The 21,136-nt window shown below is 68.8% G+C and carries 18 protein-coding genes and 1 tRNA gene; 5 read left to right on the forward strand and 14 right to left on the reverse strand.

Going from position 1 to position 21,136, the window contains the following annotated elements:
- Window positions 1–238 precede the first annotated feature (238 nt).
- The 3 genes from ACMXN5_RS08380 to rpsA form a co-directional block, all read right to left on the reverse strand.
- Window positions 239–1,312, reverse strand: coding sequence for a hypothetical protein (locus ACMXN5_RS08380; protein WP_439674720.1), 1,074 nt, complete (start codon window positions 1,310–1,312; stop codon window positions 239–241).
- Window positions 1,302–2,567: an MFS transporter gene (locus tag ACMXN5_RS08385; protein ID WP_439674721.1), complete on the reverse strand. Its 1,266-nt coding sequence runs from the start codon at window positions 2,565–2,567 to the stop codon at window positions 1,302–1,304. The genes ACMXN5_RS08380 and ACMXN5_RS08385 overlap by 11 nt, the downstream gene beginning before the upstream one ends.
- A 179-nt stretch (window positions 2,568–2,746) precedes the next feature.
- Window positions 2,747–4,237, reverse strand: coding sequence for a 30S ribosomal protein S1 (gene rpsA, locus ACMXN5_RS08390; protein WP_395788920.1), 1,491 nt, complete (start codon window positions 4,235–4,237; stop codon window positions 2,747–2,749).
- Between the two features lie 253 nt (window positions 4,238–4,490).
- On the opposite strand from rpsA, the gene ACMXN5_RS08395 reads away from it, so the two are divergent.
- Complete coding sequence (locus tag ACMXN5_RS08395; protein ID WP_439674722.1) at window positions 4,491–5,408, forward strand: class I SAM-dependent methyltransferase; 918 nt, start codon at window positions 4,491–4,493, stop codon at window positions 5,406–5,408.
- Between the two features lie 154 nt (window positions 5,409–5,562).
- Here the strand turns inward: ACMXN5_RS08395 and ACMXN5_RS08400 are convergent, their stop codons facing one another.
- From ACMXN5_RS08400 to polA, 4 genes are all read right to left on the reverse strand, one after another.
- The gene (locus ACMXN5_RS08400; RefSeq protein ID WP_439674723.1) at window positions 5,563–6,561 is read right to left on the reverse strand and encodes a DUF3068 domain-containing protein; all 999 of its coding nucleotides are present in this window, start codon (window positions 6,559–6,561) and stop codon (window positions 5,563–5,565) included.
- 51 nt (window positions 6,562–6,612) lie between these two features.
- Window positions 6,613–6,750, reverse strand: a complete 138-nt coding sequence (locus ACMXN5_RS08405; RefSeq protein ID WP_160161682.1) for a hypothetical protein — start codon at window positions 6,748–6,750, stop codon at window positions 6,613–6,615.
- A gap of 125 nt (window positions 6,751–6,875) precedes the next feature.
- Window positions 6,876–8,114 carry a lytic transglycosylase domain-containing protein gene (locus tag ACMXN5_RS08410; RefSeq protein WP_439674724.1) on the reverse strand — a complete coding sequence of 413 codons (1,239 nt, stop codon included), beginning with the start codon at window positions 8,112–8,114 and terminating at the stop codon, window positions 6,876–6,878.
- A 119-nt stretch (window positions 8,115–8,233) separates the two neighbouring features.
- Window positions 8,234–10,981, reverse strand: a complete 2,748-nt coding sequence (gene polA, locus ACMXN5_RS08415; protein ID WP_439677972.1) for a DNA polymerase I — start codon at window positions 10,979–10,981, stop codon at window positions 8,234–8,236.
- 47 nt (window positions 10,982–11,028) lie between these two features.
- On the opposite strand from polA, the gene ACMXN5_RS08420 reads away from it, so the two are divergent.
- On the forward strand, window positions 11,029–11,457 hold the full coding sequence (locus tag ACMXN5_RS08420; RefSeq protein ID WP_439674725.1) for a hotdog fold thioesterase: 429 nt from the start codon (window positions 11,029–11,031) through the stop codon (window positions 11,455–11,457).
- A gap of 68 nt (window positions 11,458–11,525) precedes the next feature.
- On the opposite strand, the gene ACMXN5_RS08425 is transcribed toward ACMXN5_RS08420, so the two are convergent.
- The 6 genes from ACMXN5_RS08425 to ACMXN5_RS08450 all read right to left on the reverse strand — a co-directional run bounded on the left by ACMXN5_RS08425 (window position 11,526) and on the right by ACMXN5_RS08450 (window position 17,797).
- Window positions 11,526–12,230: an ABC transporter ATP-binding protein gene (locus ACMXN5_RS08425; protein ID WP_439677973.1), complete on the reverse strand. Its 705-nt coding sequence runs from the start codon at window positions 12,228–12,230 to the stop codon at window positions 11,526–11,528.
- Window positions 12,231–12,310: 80 nt separating this feature from the next.
- Window positions 12,311–13,234 (reverse strand): ABC transporter ATP-binding protein, encoded by a 924-nt coding sequence (locus ACMXN5_RS08430; RefSeq protein ID WP_439674726.1) that lies wholly within the window; start codon window positions 13,232–13,234, stop codon window positions 12,311–12,313.
- Window positions 13,231–14,652 carry a branched-chain amino acid ABC transporter permease gene (locus tag ACMXN5_RS08435; RefSeq protein WP_439674727.1) on the reverse strand — a complete coding sequence of 474 codons (1,422 nt, stop codon included), beginning with the start codon at window positions 14,650–14,652 and terminating at the stop codon, window positions 13,231–13,233. The genes ACMXN5_RS08430 and ACMXN5_RS08435 overlap by 4 nt, the downstream gene beginning before the upstream one ends.
- Complete coding sequence (locus ACMXN5_RS08440) at window positions 14,649–15,572, reverse strand: branched-chain amino acid ABC transporter permease (RefSeq protein ID WP_170222317.1); 924 nt, start codon at window positions 15,570–15,572, stop codon at window positions 14,649–14,651. Before ACMXN5_RS08440 ends, ACMXN5_RS08435 begins: the two co-directional genes overlap by 4 nt.
- 101 nt (window positions 15,573–15,673) lie before the next feature.
- Entirely contained in the window at window positions 15,674–16,963 is a 1,290-nt protein-coding gene (locus tag ACMXN5_RS08445) for a branched-chain amino acid ABC transporter substrate-binding protein (RefSeq protein ID WP_439674728.1), read from the reverse strand.
- A 213-nt stretch (window positions 16,964–17,176) separates the two neighbouring features.
- Entirely contained in the window at window positions 17,177–17,797 is a 621-nt protein-coding gene (locus ACMXN5_RS08450; protein WP_126641271.1) for an ANTAR domain-containing response regulator, read from the reverse strand.
- 112 nt (window positions 17,798–17,909) lie between these two features.
- On the opposite strand from ACMXN5_RS08450, the gene ACMXN5_RS08455 reads away from it, so the two are divergent.
- The 3 genes from ACMXN5_RS08455 (at window position 17,910) to ACMXN5_RS08465 (ending at window position 19,595) form a co-directional block, all read left to right on the forward strand.
- Window positions 17,910–17,987: transfer RNA gene (locus tag ACMXN5_RS08455), tRNA-Leu, on the forward strand.
- A gap of 69 nt (window positions 17,988–18,056) precedes the next feature.
- Window positions 18,057–18,827 (forward strand): helix-turn-helix domain-containing protein, encoded by a 771-nt coding sequence (locus tag ACMXN5_RS08460; RefSeq protein WP_439674729.1) that lies wholly within the window; start codon window positions 18,057–18,059, stop codon window positions 18,825–18,827.
- 12 nt (window positions 18,828–18,839) lie between these two features.
- The gene (locus ACMXN5_RS08465; RefSeq protein ID WP_439674730.1) at window positions 18,840–19,595 is read left to right on the forward strand and encodes a transcriptional regulator; all 756 of its coding nucleotides are present in this window, start codon (window positions 18,840–18,842) and stop codon (window positions 19,593–19,595) included.
- 60 nt (window positions 19,596–19,655) lie between these two features.
- Here the strand turns inward: ACMXN5_RS08465 and pyk are convergent, their stop codons facing one another.
- Window positions 19,656–21,080, reverse strand: a complete 1,425-nt coding sequence (pyk, locus tag ACMXN5_RS08470; RefSeq protein ID WP_380011397.1) for a pyruvate kinase — start codon at window positions 21,078–21,080, stop codon at window positions 19,656–19,658.
- Window positions 21,081–21,136: the final 56 nt, after the last annotated feature.

The following is a 21,136-nucleotide window of genomic DNA, read 5'->3' on the forward strand; positions in this document are numbered from 1 at the left end:
CGCATGGCACCAATGAGTCAGGGTACGCGAACCTCGCGGGCGCTCTTCGCCGAGTCGGCCCGGTATCACCCCGAAGGGACCGCCACCGATCGGGCACCCGTCCTGCGGCTTCGTTCCAGGTCACACGCTGCCGAACGGGTGACACCGCCGCGCCGCGACCGGCATTTCGTGACGGAACTGTGGCAGACCCGCAGCCTGCGCGAGGCCGGGCCGATGCACAAGCGCGTCCTTGCGCGGGTCAGCGCAGCGGCGCCGGGGAGAATCCGCCGATCACGAGCCGGGTCGGCGCGCCGCCGCCGTCGGCCGGCACCGACCACACGTCGCCGGCCGCGCCGGAGCCGGTGGGCAGTGCGTACCCCACCGTGTGGTCGTCGATCCAGATCGCCTGGTCGTCCACGCTGTGGGTCTCCGCGAGCGGCGTCTCGCGCATCGTGGCGAGGTCGAGCACATGCAGCCGCCACGGGTTGCGGGTGCTCTGCGAGATCTTCTTCTTGAACACCAGCCGGGTCCCGTCGGGGGACAACGACGGGCACTCGACGTTCTCCCGCAGCACCGTCATGGTGCGCGCCGCGAGGTCCCCGCGGACCAGGTAGGTGCGGCCGGTGCTGTTGGTCGACAGGGTGGCGTAGAACGTGTTGTCGTCGGCGGTGAAGGTGACGCCCCAGAAGTTGCGGTCCGGCGACTTGAGTTCCTTGCCGTCGCGGGTGGTGGTGAAGTCCTCCAGGTTCGCGGTCAGCTCGCCCGTGCGGGTGTCCAGGATCGAGGTCCGGGTGGAGAAGGTCATGGACGCGTACGAGTCGCCGTAGACGAACACGGTCCACGAGGCCATCCGCCCCGACGCCGAGACCCGGGCCCGGTTGGGCGTGCCGGCCAACTCGACCCGGCGCACCTGACGCAGGTCCGCGTCCAGGACCAGCGCGACTGGGGTCCGGGTCAGGCCGCCCTCGGTGGCCAGGCACACCGCGGTGCCGCCGGCCGCGTAGACCCGGTCGCAGGAGCGCTCGCCCACCGTGCGCGGCCCGCCCGGATCGGCCGCCGCGACGGTGGCCAACCGACCGTACCCCGGGCCCGACTCGGTGCTGCGGAACAGCAGCCGCGGCGCGCCGACCAGGCTCAGCGGCGGCCCGCCCGGCGCGGTGCCGTCGCCGCCGTAGAGCCGGTCGTCCTCGCGCCGCACCGCGTACACCGTGTAGCCGACCGCGATGCCCGCGAGCAGCACCAGGACCAGCGCGAACACCAGTACGCGCCGCCGGGTGACCACCGGCTTCACCGGCGCGTCGGCGTCGGCGTCGCCGTCGATGTCAACGGACATCGTGGACCTCCGTGGGTCGCGTCGCCCGCACCCGGCGACCCGCCAGGGCGAGGGTGGAGCCGAACAGGGCCACCGCGAGGGCGACCGCGAGCACCCGGATCGCCGTCGCCGGCCCCCACACGGTCCACAACGCGCCGAAGATCATCGAGGAGGCGAACCGGCCCACCGCCTGCCCGGTCTGCACCACCGCCATCCCGCCCGCCCGACCCGCCGCCGGCAACCGCGCGCCCACCGCGGCCGACAACACGCCGTCGGTGGCCGCGTAGAACACCCCGTGCAGGGCGAGCACGGTCAGCAGCAGCGGCACCCCGCCGAGCGGACCGCCCAAGAACACATACGCCGCGAGCAGCGCGCCGTGCCCGGCCAGGAACACCCGACGCCGCCCGACCCGGTCGGCCAGCCGCCCCAGCGGCAGCGCCAGCACCAGGTAGACCCCGGCGGTGCCCAGCGGCAACAGCGGGAACCAGTGCGGGCGGATCTCCAGCCGGTGCTGGAGCAGCAGATACACGAACGCGTCGCTGACCGTGACCAGGCCCAGCACCGCCGCCACCACGCACAACCGGCGATAGGGCCGATCCCGCAACAGCCGCGCCCCGTCACGCCATCCGGGCCGGCGCTCCGGGGGATCGCGGTGGTCGCGCACGAACAACACGAGCATCGCCACCGCCACCAGGCCGACGCAGAAGCTCACCACGAACACCGCGTCGTAGGCGGTGCCCACCGCCGCCAGGATGGTGAACGCCACCAGCGGCCCGGTGAACGCCCCGACCGTATCGAGCGCACGATGCACGCCGAACGCGCGCCCCTGCGCCTCGGGCGTGCTGGACAGCGAGATCAGCGCGTCGCGCGGGGCCGTCCGCAGCCCCTTGCCCGCCCGGTCGGCGGCGAGCACCGCGCCGATCCCCGGCACCGAGGCGCCCACCAGCGGCAGGCCGAGCTTGGCCACGGCGGACATCCCGTAGCCGACCACCGCGACCGGCTTGCGGGCGGCGAACCGATCCGCGAGGTGGCCGCCGATCAACCGCAGGAAGACCGTGACACCGGAGTACAGGCCGTCCAGGAAGCCGAACTGAAGCATCGTCAGGCCCAGGCCCGTGACCAGGTACACCGGCATCACCGCGGTGACCATCTCGGAGGAGACGTCGGTGACCAGACTGACCATGCCCAGGGCGATCACATTGCCGGTGACCACCACACCGCGCCCCGACCCGGGCCGCGCGAGCGGCGCATCCGCACGTGTGGACGAGACGTACACGCCGCACCCTCCCCCGGCTGCCGTGTGACCGATCCCGACCCTAGTGCCGTTCGCGCCCCCGCACGCGGAAAACGCCGTCGCCCCCGGGACATCGAAAGGCCCCACCTCCCCGAAGGGAGATGGGGCCCCGCGATACATCCGGCTACCCGAGGTTCACCTCAGGCGTCGTGTGCCCGAGCTCAGCTCTGGCCGCCGGCCAGCTTCTCGCGCAGCGCGGCCAGCGCCTCGTCGGACGCGAGGGCGCCACCGGTGGTGTTGTCGGCCTCGACCTCGTCGTCACCGCCCGAGGAGTACGCGCCCGCGGCCTCGCCGGCCACGGCCTCCGCCTCGGCCTCGCGGGCCTTGACGACCTGCTGCTGGTGCGACTCGAAGCGCGCCTGGGCGTCGGCGTACTGCTTCTCCCACTCCTCGCGCTGCTTGTCGAAGCCCTCGAGCCAGTCGTTGGTCTCGGGGTCGAAGCCGTCCGGGTAGATGTAGTTGCCCGCGTCGTCGTAGGTCGCGGCCATGCCGTACAGGGTCGGGTCGAACTCGGCCGTGGCCGGGTCCGCGCCGAACGCCTCGTTGGCCTGCTTCAGCGAGAGGCTGATGCGGCGACGCTCGAGGTCGATGTCGATGACCTTGACGAAGATCTCGTCGCCGACCTGGACGACCTGCTCCGGGATCTCCACGTGGCGCTCGGCCAGCTCGGAGATGTGCACCAGACCCTCGATGCCCTCGTCCACGCGGACGAACGCACCGAACGGAACGAGCTTGGTGACCTTGCCGGGAACGACCTGGCCGATCTGGTGGGTCCGGGCGAACTGCTGCCACGGGTCTTCCTGGGTCGCCTTCAGCGACAGGGAGACACGCTCGCGGTCCATGTCGACGTCGAGGACCTCGACGGTGACTTCCTGGCCGACCTCGACAACCTCGGACGGGTGGTCGATGTGCTTCCAGGACAGCTCGGAGACGTGCACCAGGCCGTCGACGCCGCCGAGGTCCACGAACGCACCGAAGTTGACGATCGAGGAGACGACGCCCGTGCGGACCTGACCCTTCTGCAGGGTCGTGAGGAACGTCTGGCGCACCTCGGACTGGGTCTGCTCGAGCCAGGCACGGCGGGACAGGACCACGTTGTTGCGGTTCTTGTCCAGCTCGATGATCTTGGCTTCGAGCTCCTTGCCCACGTACGGCTGGAGGTCCCGCACACGACGCATCTCGACCAGCGAGGCCGGGAGGAAGCCGCGGAGGCCGATGTCCAGGATGAGACCACCCTTGACGACCTCGATGACGGTACCGGTGACGATGCCGTCCTCTTCCTTGATCTTCTCGATCGTGCCCCAGGCGCGCTCGTACTGCGCCCGCTTCTTCGAGAGGATCAGGCGGCCTTCCTTGTCCTCCTTCTGGAGAACCAAGGCCTCGATGTGGTCACCGACAGTGACGACCTCGTGGGGGTCCACGTCGTGCTTGATGGAAAGCTCGCGGGACGGGATGACGCCTTCGGTCTTGTAACCGATGTCGAGCAGGACCTCGTCCCGGTCGACCTTGACGATCACGCCATCCACGATGTCGCCGTCGTTGAAGTACTTGATCGTCTCATCGATCGCTGCGAGGAAGTCTTCCTCGGAGCCGATGTCGTTGACCGCCACCTGCGGGGTGGTGCTGGGCGTGGCCTCGGTGCTGCTCGTCATGTGGGTAAGGGCTCCGGGTACGGACAGAAGTCGTTTTCAAACACGCTTGTGGACCCGGTTTCGCCCCCGACGACCGCAGTCCATGCAAGAGGATGGCGTGGGATCGACAAAGGTGAGCGCGACCTGCTCCGTCTGAGTTCACGCAGGCCCGCGGCGCAACTTGCAGCATACGGGGCCGACCGGGTGCGGTCAACGCGCACCGGATGCATGCGATCAACCCGGACGTCCCGAAGGGAGTACCCTACGCGCGTCCATGCCCGCCCGCAGCGATACCGCGGCTTCACCGCAACCTGGGAGCCAAGTGAACCGGCCCACGTCCCACGACCCCCACGCGTCACTGGCCGCGCGCTACGTCGACCCCGAGGACGCGGACGGCGTCGACGACGACGCGGTACGCCGCCGGGTCGGCCTCGTCGAGAGCGTGCGCGCGGGCCGCCGGTGGTGGGACGCGAACGCCGACGAGTACCAGGTCGAGCACGGCGACTTCCTCGGCGACGCGCGCTTCACGTGGTGCCCGGAAGGGCTGGACGAGGACCGGGTGAAGCTGCTCGGCCCGGTCGAGGGGCGCACCGTGCTCGAAGTCGGCGCGGGCGCGGCGCAGTGTTCGCGGCGGCTGCTGGCGCGCGGCGCGTTCCCGATCGCGCTCGACCTGTCGCTGCGCCAGCTCCAGCACTCGCGCCGGCTGGACGCCGAGCACGGCACCCGGGTGCCGGTGGTGCAGGCGGACGCGGGCCGGCTGCCGTTCGCCGACGCGAGCTTCGACCTGGCGTTCTCCGCGTACGGCGCGCTGCCGTTCAGCCCTGACGGGGCGGGGATCATGCGCGAGGTGTTCCGGGTGCTGCGACCGGGCGGGCGGTGGGTCTTCTCGATCACCCACCCGATCCGCTGGGCGTTCCCGGACGAGCCGGGGCCGGAGGGGCTGACCGCGGTCGCCTCGTACTTCGACACGACCCCCTACGTCGAGCAGGACCACACCGGCCGGGCCACCTACGTCGAACAACACCGCACGCTCGGCGAGCGGGTACGCGAGGTCGTCGGCGCCGGCTTCCACCTCCTGGACATCGTCGAACCGGAATGGCCCGAAGACCTGGAATCCACCTGGGGCGGCTGGAGCCCCCTACGCGGCCGCCTGCTCCCGGGCACGGCGATCTTCGTCTGCACCAAGGACTGAGCAACCAGACCCGAAGGCGGCCGACAGGCCGAGCCAGGCGCCCCGGAAGCCCTGAATCCGCGGCATCCACACCACACGCAACGGGCGGTGCGGGCGGGAACACCAACCTCGCGCGAAGCGCGCTCTCGCACACCAACCTCGCGCGCAAAGCGCGCTACGGCACCTCGGCCAACGTGCGCGCCTGCCGCTCCCCCTCGACCGAAGGTCGCGACCGAGGCGCCTTACGGTCCGCCACGAACTGCAACACGACGGCCGTCACAAAGAACAACACGCCCACCACGATCAACCCCAACGGCGCCGTATCGTGCAGCAGCCGCAGCGTCCCGCTCCAGTCCTTCGCGTCCGCGACAAGCGCGGCCGACCACTCCGGGCGCAGCTTGAAGGTGCCGTCGAAGACCTTGGTGACCACCGGCTTGGCGTTGGGGTCGTCCGCCGGCGGCGACGTGCGCAGCTCCTCGGTGCGGGTCTCCTCGATGTACACCGGGATGCCCGTGACCGGCTCGACCCACATCTTCCGGGTCGCGGTGTACCAGAGCTGCATGCCCTCCTTCTCCACCGCGACCGGGTCCAGGCCGCCCGGGAGTTGCCTGGGCATCGGGATCTTCATCCACGGCACGACCTGCTCGAAGCGGTACGTCCGCAGACCGTCGCGCTCGGCGGTGCCCTTGTACGAGATCACGTTCGCGCTGTGCGCCTGCGAGTCGTAGTAGTTGTAGTCGCGTTTGCCGGTGAAGAACGGCCACTTGTAGGCGAGGCCGGTGTGCGCGGCCGGGGCGCCGTCGACGGATTCGCCGCAGCAGTTCTTCGGAATCTGGCCGGCCGCGTCGAACGCGTAGCGCTCGGGTAGTTGGGTGACCACCTTGCCGGTGCCGTCCACCACGGCCAGGTTCAGGTCCCACACCACGGTCGAGCCGTGGCTGTCCTTGGCGTTGGGCCGGATCGCCTGGATCGCGGTGACCTTGGCCCTGCCCGGGCCCTCGGGCGCGCCCAGGAGCGTGGCGTTCGTCGCGTCCAGAACCAGCACCCGGTAGGCGTCCTCGCCCGCGAGCGCCTTGGCCACCAGTCTCGGGAGGACGAACTCGCGCAACAGCGGCGCCAGGGCCACACAGAACACGGCCGCGACCAGGAGGATCAGACCGGACTTACGACGCATCGAGGTGGACCCCTTGACGATGGAACCGGGTACGGATTCGCGCCGGCGCGGTCAGGGACGCGCGGGCGGGCTCGTGACCTGGAGCGGCTTGTGCACGGGCCCGGGATCCGCGGCGGCGCACGCGTTCAGCACGAACGCGGCCCCGACCGCGAGGAGCGCCCCGGCCACGACCGCTGCGAAGGAACGCATTCGGCGGTCCCACCTTTCCTGCTGCCCCGGCCGACGCCGCGACGGTCGGCGATGGGGCACGGTAGCAAGAAACGAGAACAGGTTCCCGTTATTTGCGGATCGGATTCCGTTCGGGTTCGGGCCGGCTACCGATTGCCCGTCGTCGGGGTGTCGGCCGACGCCGCCGTCGAGGCGGACTGCTCCGGCGCTCCCGACGCGCTCGACGAGATCGGCGGCGTCACCGACCCCGACGCGCTCGCCGTCGCGCCCTTCGACGGATCGCCCGTTGCCGGCGGGTTCGCCGATCTGGTGTCGGCGGGCTTCGTGGTCGGCGCCTTGGTGGTCGGCTTGACCGGCTGCCGCGCGTCGGGCACCGAACGCGCGCCCGTCGCGTAGTAGGTCATCCACGAAGTGACCGTGCGCAGGTATTCGTTGGAGTGGTTGTAGCTGAGGATGGCCGCGTTCAGCCCGGCCCCGGTGGACAGGTCCCGGTTGCCCGCGCACAGGTAGCGCCCCGCGGTGAGCGTCGCGTCGAAGATGTTCTGCGGGTTGGCCACGCCGTCCCGGTTGCCGTCCATCGCCCAGCCCTTCCAGGTGGACGGGATGAACTGCATCGGCCCCACGGCGCGGTCGAACTCGGTGTCGAAGTCGTAGCGTCCGCCGTCGGTGTCGGGGATCCGGGCGAACTGCCCGCCGTCCAGGCGCGGACCCAGGATCGGGGTCACCGACGTGCCGTCCACGGTCACGTTCCCGCCGTACGCGTGCTCCGACTCCACCCGGCCGATGCCCGCGAGCAGCGTCCACGGCAGTTTGCAGCCGGGATCCATCCGGGCCAGGTTCGACGCTGCCTGCTGATACGCGAGCAGCACCGTCTGGGGTATCCCGCCGGTCCCGGTCGCGGTGGTGCCCCGCGGCCCGGCCGAGGACGTCGCGCCCGGGGCCGCCGTGGTCGCCGGCGGCGTGGTGGCAGCGGTGGTGGCGGCCCCCGGCAGCGCGGCCGGCACCACCGGCGGCGGCAACTCGAAGTGCGCCGGGCCGCCGCCGTTGACCGAGACGCCGCCGACCGGCGCCGCGTCCGACAGGCGCGGCAGGTCAGAGGTGGGCACCCGGTGCGCGGTGACCATGGTGAACGGGGACTGCACCGCCGCGCCGCACGCCAACACCACGAGGATCGCCGCCGCGCTGCCCAGCCACGGATTCAGGATCCGTCTGCGCTTGGCCGGCTCCTCGGGCGCGCCGGACGTCGGCGGCTTCTCGGGTCCGGGCGTGCTCTCGGATTCGGCCGCGGGCGCGGCGGCGGATATCCGCTCCGCCGACACCTCGCCGGTGTCCGCCTCCGATTCGCCCGGCTTCCGCGGATCGGGCCCCGATTCGGCCTCTTCCACGAAGCCCCCCCTCTGTGCGCGAGTTCGACGGTGCACCGGTCGTCGGCGACCACCGGTGCCCGTGCGAACCTATGCCGGCTTCGGCCGGCTCTCCACCCCCACGGCGCACTCGTTCCGGATCAGTGACCGGCGTCCTCCCAGTTCGCCCCGAAACCGACCGAGACGTCCAGCGGCGCGCGCAGCGGATACGCGCCGGCCATCTCCCGACGCACCAGCGCCTCCAACCGCTCCCGCTCGCCGGGCGCCACCTCCAGGACCAGTTCGTCGTGGACCTGGAGCAGTATCCGCGAGGCCAACTTCTCCTCCCGCATGGCCCGATCCACCGCGAGCATCGCGACCTTGACGATGTCCGCCGCCGACCCCTGGATCGGCGCGTTCAGCGCCATGCGCTCGGCCATCTCGCGCCGCTGCCGGTTGTCGCTGGTCAGATCCGGCAGATAGCGCCGGCGGCCGAACACGGTCTCGGTGTAGCCGGTCTGCCGGGCCTCCTCGACCACCTTGTGCAGGTAGTCGCGCACCCCGCCGAACCGCTCGAAATAGGTCTCCATCAGCCCGCGCGCCTCGGCCGGCTCGATGTCCAACTGCTGGGACAGGCCGAACGCGGAGAGCCCGTACGCCAATCCGTAGGACATCGCCTTGATCTTGCTGCGCAGCCCGTGGTCCACCGCCTCCGGCGCCACCGAGAAGACCTGCGCGGCCATCGTCGAGTGCAGATCCTCACCCGAGGTGAACGCCTCGATCAGCGCGGTGTCCTGCGACAGGTGGGCCATGATCCGCAGTTCGATCTGGCTGTAGTCGGCGGTGAGCAGCCCCTCGAAGCCCTCGCCGACCACGAACGCGCGCCGGATCAGCCGGCCCTCCTCGGTCCGGATCGGGATGTTCTGCAGGTTCGGGTCCTGCGAGGACAACCGGCCCGTGGCCGCCACCGTCTGGTTGAACGTGGTGTGGATGCGCGCGTCGTCGGCGACCGTCTTGATCAGACCCTCGACCGTGGTGCGCAGCCGGGTCTGGTCGCGGTGGCGCAGCAGGATCACCGGCAACTCGTTGTCGGTCTGCGTGGCCAGCCAGGTCAGCGCGTCGGCGTCGGTGGTGAACCCGGTCTTGATCTTCTTCGTCTTGGGCAGGCCCAGTTCGGTGAACAGGATCTCCTGCAACTGCTTGGGCGAGCCCAGGTTGAACTCGTGCCCCACCGCGGCGTGCGCCTCCTCGGTGGCCTGCTTGACCGCCGCCGCGAACTGCTCCTGCAGCCGCTCCAGATAGGGCAGGTCGGCCGCGATACCCATCTGCTCCATGTGCGCGAGCACCGGCAACAGCGGCAACTCCATGTCGCGCAGCAGCTCCAACCCGCCCTTGGCGGCAAGCTCGGTATCCAACGCCGCCGCCAGATCCACCACCGCCCGCGCGGCCAGCATCAACGCCGCGCCCGGCTCCGCGTCGGCCTCGTCGGACATGTCCAGCGCCAACTGCCCGTCGCCCGAACCACCCGCGTCCACCCGCAACTCGCGCCCCAGGAACCGCTCCACCAGGCCCTCGAGCGCGAACGAGCGCTGCCCGGGCAGCACCAGGTAGGCGCCCAGCGCGGTATCGCTGGTGATCCCCCACAACGCCCAGCCGCGCGCGGCCAGCGCCAGAATCGGCCCCTTCGCGTCGTGCACCGCCTTGGTCCGCCGCGGATCCGCCAACCACGCCGCCAGCGCCGCGTCGTCGCCCGCGTCCATCGTCAGCGGATCCACGAACGCCGCCGACCCGTCGGCCGCGGCGAACGCCAACCCCTTCACCTCACCGGTGCCGCGCCCCCACGAACCGTCCACCGCCAGCCCGGTGCGCTCCGCGCCCGCCGCGTGCTCGGCCAACCACTCGGCCAGCGCGCCCGGCGCGACCACCGTGGTGTCCATCTCGAAGCCCGGCTCGGGCTCCGCCACCGCGACCACCGCCCCGGGGTCCACCGCCCACAGCCGCTCCCGGAAGCTCGCGTTGCGAAACTCCAGCGCGTCGAGCACCACCTCGACCGCCTCCCGGTCGAACGGCTTGCGCTCCAGATCCGTCGGCGTCACATCCAGCTCGACATCGCGCACCAGCTCGGTCAGCCGCCGGTTCAACTTCACGTTGTCCAGGTTGTCGCGCAGATTCTGCCCGGCCTGACCCTTGACCTCGTCGGCACGCGCCACCAGCTCGGCGAACGAGCCGAACTCGCGGATCCACTTCGCCGCGGTCTTCTCGCCCACCTTCGGAATGCCCGGCAGATTGTCGCTCGGGTCGCCGCGCAGCGCCGCGAAGTCCGGATACTGCGCCGGCGTCAGCCCGTACTTCTCCTCCACCGCGTCCGGCGTGAACCGGTGCAGCTTGCTCACGCCCATCATCGGATACAGCACCGTCACATCCGGCGTGACCAGCTGCAACGCGTCACGGTCGCCGGTGAGGATCAGCACCTCGAAACCCTCGGCCGCGGCCCGGGTCGCCAGCGTGGCGATCACGTCGTCGGCCTCGAAACCGGCGACGCGCATCGTCGGCACGCCCATCGCCGTCAGCTCCTCGACGATCAGCTCGACCTGGCCCTTGAACTCCTCCGGAGTCTCCGAACGATTCGCCTTGTAGTCGGGGAACTCCTCGGTGCGAAACGACTGCCGGGACACGTCGAACGCCACACCCAGATGGGTCGGCGCCTCGTCGCGCAACACGTTCACCAACATCGACGTGAACCCGTAGACCGCCTGGGTCGGCTGACCCGTCGCGGTACTCATCGACGCTTCCTTGAGCGCGTAGAAGGCCCGGTACGCCAACGAGTGCCCGTCGAGGAGCAGGAGTCGCGGCCGGGAACCGGCGGGAACGGAGGTCTGGGGGGTCCGAGTAGCTGCCACGACCGCGATCCTAGGCTGTCAGGCCGACACAACCATGTATCCGACAGGAGCGCACCATGCCCGACGAGACCACCGCGCCCGGCCTCGAAGAGATCCTGGCCCTGATGAACCTCGGCAGCCGGGACACCCTCTCCGAGCGCATGGGGATCGAATTCGTCGAGGCATCCGCCCAGCGTGTGGTCGCCACCATGCCGGTCAAGGGCAACACCCAGCCCTACGGGCTGCTGCACGGCGGCGCGTCGTGCGTCCTCGCCGAAACCCTCGGCTCGGTGGGCTCCGCGCTGCACGCCGGCCGCGACGCCATGGCCCTGGGCATCGAGATCAACGCCACCCACCACCGCTCCGCCGACGCCGGCGTCGTCACCGGCGTGGCCACCCCCGTACACCTGGGCCGCACCCTGGCCACCTACGAGATCGTGATCACCGACGAGAACGACCGGCGCATCTGCACCGCACGGCTCAGCTGCATGATCAAGCGCCCCTGACCCGCCGACCGGCGCCGAGACCGCGCGGCGAAGGGGCCGACCCCCTCCGCCGCGCGGACACCTTCGCGCTACGCGCCCTCGCCCAGATACGCCTCGCGCACCTTCGGATCCGACAACAGCTGATCGGCCGGCCCGGACAACACCACCGACCCGGTCTCCAGGGCATAACCCCGGTGCGCCAGCCGCAACGCCTGCGCCGCGTTCTGCTCGACCAGCAACACCGTGGTGCCCTGCTCGTTGATCTCCCGGATGATCTCGAAGATCTGCGCCACGATCAGCGGCGCCAGACCCATCGACGGCTCGTCCAGGAGCAGCAGCTTGGGCTGCCCCATCAACGCGCGCCCGATCGCCAGCATCTGCTGCTCGCCACCCGACAACGTGCCCGCCAACTGCTCGCGGCGCTCCGCCAGGCGCGGGAACAGCTCGAACACCCGGTCCAACTCGGCCTTGGGCACCGACTTGAACCGGTAGGCGCCCATGTTCAGGTTCTCCGTGACGGTCATCGCCGGGAAAACCCGACGACCCTCCGGAGAGTGCCCGATGCCGAGCCCCACCACGTGATGCGCCGGCACCCCGTCGATGCGCTCGCCGCGCCAGCGCACCTCGCCCTCACGCGGCGTCAACAACCCCGAGATGGTGCGCAACGTGGTCGTCTTGCCCGCCCCGTTCGCACCCAACAGGGCCACGATCTCGCCCTCGTTCACCTCGATGTGCACACCCTTCAGCGCCTGGATGGCGCCGTAGAACACGTGCAGATCGTCCAGCTCCAGCATCTTCTTCCGGGGCGGTACGGCGGTGCCGGCGGCCGACTCGGCCAACCCGACCGCGTCCGCGCTCGCGGCGTCGGCGGCGCTCATCGCTGCTCCTCCCCGTCCCGCTGCGCGGGGACCGAACCGTCCTCGGGCACCCCGCCGACCTCGGTCCGCGTCGCACCGGTCATCTCGGCGGCCATCTCCGCGCCCAGATACGCGGCCACGACCTCCGGGTCGCGCTGCACCTCGGCGGGCGAACCGGAGGCGATCACCTTGCCGAAGTTGAGCACCGTGACCCGGTCCGCCACCGACATCACCAGCCGCATGTCGTGCTCGATCAGCAGCACGCTGATGCCCAGTTCGCGGTTGATCCGCCGGATCAACACCTCCAGGTCGAGCTTCTCCGTCGGGTTGGTGCCCGCCGCCGGCTCGTCCAGGAGCAACACCTGCGGATCGGTGGCCAGCGCCCGGGCGATCTCCAGGCTGCGCTGCTGACCGTAGGACAACGACGCGGCCAACTCGTTGAGCAGCCCGTCCAGACCCACGAAGTGCAACAACTCCAGCGCCCGCCGGTCGCTCTCCCGATCCTCGCGGCGCGCGTTCGGCAACCCCAGCATGATCGACACCGGGCCCGACTTCTGCCGGGTCTCCGCCGCGATCTTGACGTTCTCCAGCGCGGTCAACGCGCCGAACAGGCGAATGTTCTGGAAGGTGCGGGCGACCCCCAGCCGGTTGACCAGATGCGGCTTGCGACCGAGCAGCGAATGCTCGCCGCCCGACCGGTCGCGCAGCACGATCGTGCCCTCCTGCGGGACGTACATCCCGGTGAGCGAGTTGAACAGCGACGTCTTGCCCGCGCCGTTCGGCCCGATCACCGCCAGGATCTCGCCCCGGTGCAGATCCAACGCCACATCGGACAGGCCCACCAGGCCGCCGAAGCGCAGCGTCAGACCGCGCACCCGCATCACCTGGTCGCCCGGATCCACCCGAGGCCGCTCGTCCGCCTTCGTCGTGGTGATGCTCACGTCATCCTCCCGCCGGCCGGCTCCGACATCGCGTCCGCGTCGCCGAGACCCGCCTTGGCCATGCTCAACTCCCGCTTGCGCCGCACCGAGGGGATCAGACCCTGCGGCCGGTAGATCATCATGATGATCAGCAGCGCGCCCAGATACATGAAGCGGTCGTTCGGATCGACCCAGTCCTTCATGTACTGCGGCAGCCAGGCCAGGAACGCGGTACCGATGATCACGCCCCACAGCGAACCCATGCCGCCGAAGATCACGTACGCCACCACCAGGACCGAGAACAGCAGCAGGAAGCTCTCCGGGCTGATGAAGCGCGCCTTGCTCGCGTACGCCACCCCGGCGATACCGGACGTCGACGCGCCGATCGCGAACGCCATCAGCTTGAACTTCACCGTCGGCACGCCCGTCGCCGACGCGGCCACCTCGTCCTCGCGAATCGCCGTCCAGGCCCGACCCACCCGAGAGTGCTCCAGCCGCAGGAACGCGATGATCAAGATCGTGGCGATACCGATCAGCAGGTACCAGTAGGGCACCGGATCCAGTTCCCAGTCGTAGTCGATCGGACCGATGTGGATCCCGAAGTTCGAGATGCCCTGGACCCCGCGCGGGCCGTTGGTGAACCCGTCCGCGTTCTTGGCGATCAGGTAGATGATCTCGTGGAAGCCGAGCGTGACGATCGCCAGATAGTCACCGCGCAACCGCAGCGTCGGCGCGCCGAGCAGCAGCCCGGCCAGCAGACACGTGGCCACCGCCACCGGGATCACCAGGAACGCGTTCAGCTTGAACGGCGGATCCACCGGCATCGCGCCGGTCCAGTACGCCGTGCTGTACGCGCCGATCGCGAAGAACGCGATGAAGCCCAGGTCCAGCAGACCCGCCCAGCCGATCACCACGTTCAGCCCGATCGCGAGCAGGACGTAGATCGCCACCTCGTTGACCAGGACCTGGTTCCAGAAGGTGGACAGCAGGTTCGGCAGCAGGATCAGCAGGCCGATCACCACCGCCGAGAAGCCGAGCCGGACCCAGATGATCCGGCGCCAATCCGCCGTCTTCGCCCTGGCCTGCGCCGCCACCGCCTTGACCGGCTCGGTCACGGGAGTGGTGAAACGGTCCAGCGGGCCCATCTTCGGCCCCAGGAAACGCTGATAGAGCGGCTTGCCGAACTCCATCACCGCCCACAGCGCGACCGCGCCGATGATCCACCAGACCACGCGCATCGAGCCGAGGGTCTTGTCCAGCGAGAAGAACACGTCCTCGCGGCTGCCCTGCGGGCCGCTCATCACGTCCAGCAGCACGGCCGCCGCGACGGTGCCGACGAGTCGGCCGTACATCGGGTGCTGGTACCAGCGCTTGCGCCGCAACTTGGCCAGCGTCGCCGCCGTCGGCGCGAAATCCGTCTGTGTCGTGGTCGTGGTCACGCCGACCTCCCCAAGCGCTCGCCCAGGATGCCGGTCGGCCGGAACATCAGCACCAGGACCAGCACCGCGAAGGCGCTGACGTACCGCCACGACTCACCGAAGATCGGCGAGGAGAAGCTCTCCACGATGCCGAGCAGCATGCCGCCCATCATCGCGCCGCGGATGTTGCCGACCCCGCCGACGACCGCCGCGGCGAACGCGGTGATGCCCGGCAGGAAGCCCATCGTGAACGAGAGCTGCAGGTGCAGGCCGAACAGGAAACCGGCGATGCCGCCCATGAAGCCGCCGATGATGAACGTACGCGAGATCACCTTGTCGATGTCCACGCCCATCAGGCCCGCCGTCTCGGCGTCCTGCGCCACCGCCCGGATGCCCGAGCCCAGCTTGGTGCGGTTCACCAGGTAGTCCAGGCCGACCATCATCAGCACGGCCGCGCACACGATGAGCAGCTGCAGGATGGTCACCTGGGTGCCGAAGACCGAGAAGACCTTCTTGTTCTCGAACAGCGTCGGCAGTGCGCGCGAGTCGCGGCCGAACAACTTCCCCGCCAGGTTCTGCAGGAAGTAGGAGGCCCCGATCGCGCTGATCAGAAACGCCAAACGTGGCGCGTTCCTGCGTCTGAGCGGTCTGTACGCGACTTTTTCCAGAGCGAAGGCCGTGGCCGCTCCGGCGGTACCGGAAACGGCCAACCCCGCCGCGACCAACAAGACCGACACCAGTGCCGTCGGGTTGGTGCTCGGGTCGATCCAGGTCAAGGCGAGCAGGGCCGAATAGGCGCCCACCATGAAGACTTCGCTGTGTGCGAAGTTGATGAGCTGTAGCACACCATAGACGAGGGTATAGCCGATGGCGATGACCGCGTACAGCGCACCGAGCATGATCCCTGGAATAAGGTAATCCAGGATTTCATCAGGTTGCATAAGGAAAGCTTCCTCAAGAAAACCGGACGGGCCCGGACCCTCCCGAAACTCCGGGAAGGCCCGGGCCCGATCGTCAGGTGGCGACGTCCTCGACGAGGAGGTCAGCCGCCCACGAGCTGGTCGATGTCGCCCATGTAGCCGATCTTGCCGCCCTTGACCTGGTAGATGAAGGTCGTGGCGCCGTCGAATTCACCGTTCTGCTTGAACTTGAAGGTCTTGGTCAGACCCTTGTACGAGGCGCCCTTGAGCTTGTTGAGCATCGCCTCGCGGGTGATCTTCTCCGCACCGAAGGACTTCATCTGGTCGATCACCAGGTTGGCGATGTCGAACGACTCCGCCGAGTAGGTGCTCGGGTTGGTGTTGAAGCGCTTCTTGTAGTCCTCGGTGAACTGCTTCGTGGCCGCCTCGACGTTGGCGTCGGCGCACGGGCAGGTGAGGAACCAGTCGTTGGCGGCGTCGCCGGCCAGCGAGACGAACTGCGCGTCGTTGGTGCCGTCACCGGAGAACTTCGGGCCGTTGAAGCCCGCTTCCTTCAGCTTCTTGGCGAACGGCGCGCCGTCCTGGTAGTAGCCCGCGTAGATCATGGCGTCCGCGCCGGAGTTCTTGATCTTCGTGGAGATCGGACCGTAGTCCGGGGTGGCCTTCGGCACGCTGTCCGAGACGACCTGGACGCCGGCCTTGGTCAGCTCGTCCTTGGCGACCTTCGACAGGCCCACGCCGTACTCGGTCTTGTCGTCGACGACGAAGACCTTCTTGGCCTGGAGCTTCTTCGAGAGGTACTTCGCCATCCCGCCGCCCTGGGCGTTGTCGTTCGGCGCACCCCGCAGGAACGCGGTGAAATTGTTCTCCGGGTTCGTCAGGGACGGGTTCGTGGCGGACGGGGAAACCGTGGCGAGCTTCGCCTTGGCGTAGTTCGGCGACGCGGCCTTGGTCGGGCCGGAGAAGGCGGGGCCGATAACGGCAACAACATTGCTGTCGTCGATCAGCTTCTGCGCGGCGGAGACCGACTTGGTCTCCGATGCCTCGTCGTCCGAGGTCTTGAACTTGAGCGTGAAGGGAAGATCGCCCTTCGCGTTGGCCTGCTCGACGGCGAGCCGAGCGCCGTTCTCTTCGTTGATGCCAAGCTGAGCATTCTCCCCCGAGAGGCCCGCTTGGAAACCGATGGTCCAGGTCGGCTTGTTACCGCCGCCGGAGTTGCCGGGAGCGGAGCTGCCCCCGTCCTTCTTCTTGTCGCCGTCATCGTCACTGCCGCACGCGGAAAGCACGAGTGCCGCTGCCGCGATGGGCAGCGCGATTTTGATCACGCGTCGCTTGAGCACAGCAAACCCCAACCCCTTGTAGAAAAAGTTCGGAGCCCGCATCGGGGCGCCTTCACAAACCGCGATGAACATGCGGTGCCCGGAATGTAGTCCGGCCGGAACGGCAGCGGCAGTCCGCCGACGGAGATGTGATGCGCCCGTAACCAGATGTAATCCAAAAGAAACTGGAAACGAATTCTTACGATCCAAAGTGATCAAATATGATCATCAGCTGCCGGAAAAACGACGAACCCGTCCGGTTTGTCGGGAACCGGACGGGTTCGTAGCTGAATCGACAATCTCGGATCAGTCGGCGACGTCGCCCCCGGACACGACCACCTCGGCCACGGTGCGCATCGACATCCGACGGTCCATCGAGGCCTTCTGGATCCACCGGAACGCCTCCGGCTCCGACATCCCGTACTTCTCCTGCAACACGCTCTTCGCCCGGTCCACGAGCTTGCGGGTCTCCAGCCGCGCGGTGAGATCGCCCACCTCACGCTCCAGGGCGGCCAGTTCGGTGTAACGCGAGACGGCCATCTCGATCGCCGGAACGAGATCGCCCTTGGTGAACGGCTTGACCAGGTAGGCCATCGCCCCCGCGTCCCGGGCCCGCTCCACCAGCTCCCGCTGCGAGAAGGCGGTCAGCATGAGCACCGGCGCGAGCCGCGCCTGGGCGATCCGCTCGGCCGCCGAAATGCCGTCCAATATCGGCATCTTCACATCGAGGATGACCAGATCGGGCCGACACTCCTCCACCAACTCCACGGCCCGCTGCCCGTCCCCCGCCTCCCCGACGACGTGATACCCCTCTTCCTCCAGCATCTCTTTCAGATCGAGCCGGATCAGCGCCTCGTCCTCGGCAATGACGACACGGGCGCGCCGACTGTCCTGCTCTGCGGCGGGCGGCTGCGTGGCGGCGGTCACGTGGCTCCTCGATCAGAGAAATGGTGCGGACACGAGGGTACCGAGACGCGGTATGGTGTTCCGCGTGCAGGTGTTGGGTTTCCCGCCGAACGGTGAAAAGCCCAGCTCAGCCGCCCCGGTAGCCCAATTGGCATGAGGCAATGGATTCAAAACCCATACAGTGTCGGTTCGAGTCCGACCCGGGGCACCAGCTGGTCCGATCGAGTGAATCGGACTCGAACGTCTGATCCAGTAGGTGTCTGCGGTCCACGGTGGGCCCATGAGCAACCCGGATCTTCGCCGTCAGGCACTCAATCTGCTGCACGCCGGTGTCACCAACGCCGAGGTGGCCCGTAGGCTATGCGTCCCCTATGGGACCGTGGGCTACTGGCTGCACATGGAACGCTTTCGGCACGGCGAGCTTCCCGGCCGACGCCTCGCTCCCTGCTTTCGCTGTCACGGTGACGACCTCGAGATCGATCGCGGCTCGTACGCGTACCTCCTCGGCCTCTACCTCGGCGACGGCCATATCGCGGCCCACCCGCGCACCTACAGCATCTCCATCTACTGCGCCGATAGTTGGCCGGGCCTGATCCGAGAGTGCGCGAACGCCATGTCCAGGGTTCTTCCAGGCCCTGCGCCGAACTTCGTGCCTCGGCCGGGCTGTACGGACGTCAAGCGCTACTCGCAGCACTTGCCATGTCTGTTCCCCCAGCATGGCGCCGGCCGCAAGCACGAGCGACCGATCGTCCTCGAAGCCTGGCAGCAGGACATCGTCGGCGCCGAACCCTGGTCGCTCGTGCGTGGCCTGATTCACTCCGACGGTTGCCGGATCGTGAACTGGACGACGAAGGTCGTGGCCGGCGAGAGTAAACGCTACGAATACCCGCGCTACCTCTTCGCCAACGAGTCCACCGACATCATGCGGATCCTCGGCACGACACTGGACCAACTCGGTGTCGAGTGGAAATTCCCCAGGCGAAACCTTCTCTCCGTCGCCCGCCGGGCCTCCGTCGCGCTCATGGACCGACATGTCGGCCCCAAATACTGACGGGCCACGCACATGTACGACACGACGACGCGTCTGGCGGCGCTTCGGCTCCTCGACGGTGGGCGCAGTCTGAACTCGGTGAGCAAGGAAACCGGGATCTCGCGCGCCGCCATGCGGTCATGGCGAGTCCGCGTCGACCCGGCGCGGCCCACGGGCTGTGTTCGCTGCACCGGAGTCCCCACCGCGCCCGAACCCGGTCGGGACTACGCCTATCTGCTCGGCCTCTATCTGGGCGACGGCTGCCTCAGCCGCTACGCGAAAGGTGTGTACGGGCTGCGGATCGCCTGTGCAGACGCCTGGCCCGGTCTGATGGACGAGTGCGAGGCGGCGATGCGTGCGATTCGCCCCGGGAGCAACGTCTTTCGTGCGCCTCGTCAGGGCTGTCACATGGTCACGTCGCTCTGGAAGCATTGGCCGTGTCTGTTTCCCCAGCACGGGTCCGGGCGGAAGCATGAGCGGGAGATCGTGTTGGAGTCCTGGCAGCGGGACATCGTTCGGGGCGAGCCGTGGCCGCTCGTGCGTGGGTTGATTCACTCCGATGGGTGTCGGGTCACGAACTGGACCACCCGCGTGGTCGCGGGTGGGCGCAAGCGCTATGAGTATCCCCGCTACCTCTTCACCAACGAGTCCGCGGACATCATGCGGATCCTCACGACGACGTTGGACGAACTCGGTGTCGAGTGGAAATTCGCTCGCCGGAACCTTCTCTCCGTCGCCCGCCGGGCGTCCGTCGCGCTCATGGATGAGCACGTGGGGCCGAAATACTGATGGCTCGTCATCCGCCGGGGCGGGTGACGAGCCATCGGTGCCGGCGATCGCGGACGAGTGCTACTCGGCCGGGAGATCCCCTATGTGGTGCAGGCGGATCAGGTTGGTGGAGCCGGGGACGCCGGGCGGGGAGCCGGCCGTGATGACGACCAGGTCGCCCTTCTTGCAGCGGCCGATGGCCAGCAGGGCCGCGTCCACCTGGCGGACCATCTCGTCGGTGTGGCTGCACAGCGGGCCGAGGAAGGTCTCCAGGCCCCAGGTGAGAGCCAGCCGGCTGCGTACCGCCGGCTCCGGGGTGAAGGCCAGCATCGGGATCATCGAGCGGTAGCGCGACAGCCGCCGACCCGTGTCGCCGCTCTGGGTGAACGCGACCAGGTATTTGGCGTCGAGCCGCTCGGCGATCTCGATCGCGGCCTTCGCGATCACCCCGCCCTGTGTGCGCGGACCGGCGATGGTGCGGATCTCCTCCTGCATCGCGGTGGAGTCCTCCGCCGCGACCACGATCCGTGCCATGGTCTTGACGGTCTCGATCGGATACTTGCCCACCGAGGTCTCGCCCGAGAGCATCACCGCGTCGGTGCCGTCCAGAACGGCGTTGGCGACGTCGGATGCCTCGGCCCGGGTGGGGCGCGAGGCGCTGATCATCGAGTCGAGCATCTGGGTGGCGACGATGACGGGCTTGGCGTTGGCCCGGGCCAGCGTGATCGCGCGCTTTTGCACGATCGGCACGGCCTCCAGCGGCATCTCGACGCCCAGGTCGCCGCGGGCGACCATGATGGCGTCGAAGGCGTGGACGATCTCCTCGAGGTTGTCCACCGCCTGCGGCTTCTCGATCTTGGCGATCACCGGCAGCCGGACACCGACCTCGTCCATGATCTTGTGGACGTCCTCGATGTCCCTCGCGGCACGCACGAACGACAGCGCGATCATGTCCGCACCGAGCGCGAGGCCCCACTTGAGGTCCTCGATGTCCTTCTCGGACAGCGCGGGGACGCTCACCGCCACGCCGGGCAGGTTGAGCCCCTTGTGGTCGGAGACCATCCCACCCTCGATGACGATCGTGTGCACGCGCGGGCCCTCGACGTCGACGACCTCCAGGGTGACCCGGCCGTCGTCGATCAGGATCCGCTCGCCCTTGGTGACGTCGGCGGTCAGCCCCTTGTAGGTGGTGCCGACCTCGTGCTTGTCGCCGGGGACGTCCTCGGTCGTGATCGTGAACTCGTCGCCGCGCTCCAGGAGCACGGGGCCTTCGGCGAAGGTCTCCAGGCGGATCTTCGGGCCCTGGAGGTCGACGAGGATGCCGACGCTGCGACCGGTTTCGTCGGATGCCCGACGGACGCGGTGATAACGCTCCTCGTGCTCGGCGTACGCGCCGTGGCTGAGGTTGAAGCGGGCTACATCCATGCCTGCGTCGACCAGCGTGCGGATCTGTTCATACGAATTTGTGGCAGGACCCAGGGTGCAGACAATTTTGGCTCGACGCATGGTCCCAAAGCCTAGTTCCTACCGCTGGGTAAGCCGTACCCGCGTCCGGTATATGG

This window comes from Embleya australiensis, from assembly GCF_051903075.1.
In the GTDB taxonomy this organism is placed as follows: domain Bacteria; phylum Actinomycetota; class Actinomycetes; order Streptomycetales; family Streptomycetaceae; genus Embleya.

Coding starts and splice junctions, on each gene's coding strand:
- ACMXN5_RS08380 (WP_439674720.1), bottom strand. CDS start 1,312: ATGTCCGTTGACATCGACGGCGACGCCGACGCCGACGCGCCGGTGAAG.
- rpsA (WP_395788920.1), bottom strand. CDS start 4,237: ATGACGAGCAGCACCGAGGCCACGCCCAGCACCACCCCGCAGGTGGCG.
- ACMXN5_RS08395 (WP_439674722.1), top strand. CDS start 4,491: ATGCCCGCCCGCAGCGATACCGCGGCTTCACCGCAACCTGGGAGCCAA.
- ACMXN5_RS08400 (WP_439674723.1), bottom strand. CDS start 6,561: ATGCGTCGTAAGTCCGGTCTGATCCTCCTGGTCGCGGCCGTGTTCTGT.
- ACMXN5_RS08405 (WP_160161682.1), bottom strand. CDS start 6,750: ATGCGTTCCTTCGCAGCGGTCGTGGCCGGGGCGCTCCTCGCGGTCGGG.
- ACMXN5_RS08420 (WP_439674725.1), top strand. CDS start 11,029: ATGCCCGACGAGACCACCGCGCCCGGCCTCGAAGAGATCCTGGCCCTG.
- ACMXN5_RS08425 (WP_439677973.1), bottom strand. CDS start 12,230: ATGCTGGAGCTGGACGATCTGCACGTGTTCTACGGCGCCATCCAGGCG.
- ACMXN5_RS08440 (WP_170222317.1), bottom strand. CDS start 15,572: ATGCAACCTGATGAAATCCTGGATTACCTTATTCCAGGGATCATGCTC.
- ACMXN5_RS08445 (WP_439674728.1), bottom strand. CDS start 16,963: ATGTTCATCGCGGTTTGTGAAGGCGCCCCGATGCGGGCTCCGAACTTT.
- ACMXN5_RS08460 (WP_439674729.1), top strand. CDS start 18,057: ATGAGCAACCCGGATCTTCGCCGTCAGGCACTCAATCTGCTGCACGCC.
- ACMXN5_RS08465 (WP_439674730.1), top strand. CDS start 18,840: ATGTACGACACGACGACGCGTCTGGCGGCGCTTCGGCTCCTCGACGGT.
- pyk (WP_380011397.1), bottom strand. CDS start 21,080: ATGCGTCGAGCCAAAATTGTCTGCACCCTGGGTCCTGCCACAAATTCG.